The 2,068-nt window shown below is 69.5% G+C and carries 2 protein-coding genes; both read left to right on the top strand.

The features are described from left to right. The first annotated feature begins 263 nt into the window (after nucleotides 1-263). On the top strand, nucleotides 264-815 hold the full coding sequence (locus IY392_RS16215) for a PadR family transcriptional regulator (RefSeq protein WP_107757803.1): 552 nt from the start codon (nucleotides 264-266) through the stop codon (nucleotides 813-815). After that, entirely contained in the window at nucleotides 812-1,900 is a 1,089-nt protein-coding gene (locus IY392_RS16210; RefSeq protein ID WP_194861778.1) for an inositol-3-phosphate synthase, read from the top strand. The genes IY392_RS16215 and IY392_RS16210 overlap by 4 nt, the downstream gene beginning before the upstream one ends. Nucleotides 1,901-2,068 lie beyond the last annotated feature (168 nt).

Here is a 2,068-nt window from a genome sequence, read left to right as displayed (position 1 = left end):
GTCGCCGGTAGCGGGAGTCGGCCTGGTCCACGGGGGCCAGCCTACGACCCCGGCGCGGTCCCCGCGCGCGTCCGGGGTCGGAGAACCCGAGGGGGGAACAGGCCTCGGTCGAGGGCGCGACCCGGCGTACTCCGGCCCCGCGCGGACTCGACGCGTCTCGCCGATGCCGCGGACCGGTATATCGGCGCGATACATCACAGGGTGTACTCTCAGTCACCGTCGCGGAAACCCGCAGGCATGAGTCGTCGACGTGAGGGGGTGGAGTGCTCGATCTGGCGATCCTCGGGCTGCTCGACGAGCGCCCCATGCACGGATACGAACTGCGCAAACGCCTCTCCGAGATGCTGGGGACGGTGCGCACCGTGTCCTTCGGTTCGCTCTATCCGACCCTGCGTCGCCTCCGGCACCAGGGGGACATCGTCGAGGACGCGACGGCGGCCACCGCCACGCGTCCACCGGCCACCGCACGACGCGGTCGCAAGACCTACCGCATCACCCCCGTCGGCGAGGCGACGTTGGCCGCCCTGCTCGACTCGCCCGGCGCCTCCTCGTTCACCGACGACGGCTTCGGCGTCCACCTGGCCTTCTTCGACCGCACCCCCGGGCCCGCCCGGGTGCGGCTCCTCGAGGGCCGACGGCGCGTCCTCGAGGAGCGCCGCGAGGGCCAACGGGACGCGGCGACACGCGCCGGCCCGACCGAACTGCGCTACGCCCGGCAACTCACCCTGCTGGGCCTCGAGACCAGCGAGCGCGAGCTGCGCTGGATCAACGAACTCATCCAGACAGAGAACCCATCACAAGGAGAACACCAATGACCGACCAGAAGGTGCGCGTCGCGATCGTCGGCGTCGGCAACTGCGCGTCCTCGCTCGTGCAGGGCGTCGAGTACTACAAGGACGCGGCGATCGACCAGACCGTCCCCGGGCTCATGCACGTGAAATTCGGTGCCTACCACGTCCGCGACGTCGAGTTCGTCGCCGCGTTCGACGTCGACGGCAAGAAGGTCGGGATGGACCTCGCGGAGGCGATCACCGCCTCGGAGAACAACACCCTCGCGCTCTGCGACGTGCCGCCGACCGGCATCACGGTCCAGCGCGGCCCCACCCTCGACGGCCTGGGCAAGTACTACCGTCAGACCATCGAGGAATCCGGCGCCGAGCCCGTGGACGTGGTGCAGGCCCTGCGGGACGCCGAGGTCGACGTGGTGGTCAGCTACCTGCCGGTCGGGTCCGAGGAGGCGGACAAGTTCTACGCGCAGTGCTGCATCGACGCCGGGGTCGCCTTCGTCAACGCCCTTCCCGTCTTCATCGCCTCCGACCCCGAGTGGGCCGAGAAGTTCCGTTCGGCGGGGGTCCCGATCGTCGGCGACGACATCAAGTCGCAGGTCGGCGCGACCATCACCCACCGGGTGATGGCCAAGCTGTTCGAGGACCGCGGCGTCGCGCTGGACCGGACGTACCAGCTCAACGTGGGCGGCAACATGGACTTCAAGAACATGCTCGAGCGCGAGCGACTGGAGTCCAAGAAGGTCTCCAAGACCCAGGCCGTGACCTCCAACCTCGAGGGCACCCTGGCCGGCAAGATCCACGACCGCAACGTGCACATCGGCCCCTCCGACTACGTGGAGTGGCTCGACGACCGCAAGTGGGCGTACGTTCGCCTCGAGGGACGCGCCTTCGGCGACGCCCCCATCAACCTGGAGTACAAGCTCGAGGTGTGGGACTCGCCCAACTCGGCCGGCATCATCATCGACGCCGTCCGGGCGGCCAAGATCGCCAAGGACCGCGGCATCGGCGGGCCGATCCTGCCGGCGTCGGCGTACCTCATGAAGTCCCCGCCGGAGCAGATGGCCGACGACAAGGCCCGCGCCGAACTCGAGGCCTTCATCATCGGGGCCTGACACACGCAGGAAGAACAGGAACGCATGACTCCCACCGCGACGGATCGCCCGCTCTCGACCACCGGACGTCGCCGTGTCCCGGCCGCCCTCGCATTCGCGATGGCGGCCGGAGTCGCACTCGCCGGCTGTTCGGGTACGGAGGAGGAGATCGCCGCGCCCGCCACACCG

It is taken from the genome of Dietzia sp. SYD-A1, from assembly GCF_015356725.1.
GTDB lineage: Bacteria > Actinomycetota > Actinomycetes > Mycobacteriales > Mycobacteriaceae > Dietzia.
Note: the sequence above shows the minus strand (reverse complement) of the source record. Positions and strands in the feature narration are given on the sequence as shown.

Excerpts from the sequence above, each read along its gene's own strand:
- IY392_RS16210 (WP_194861778.1), top strand. The coding sequence starts at position 812 with ATGACCGACCAGAAGGTGCGCGTCGCGATCGTCGGCGTCGGCAACTGC.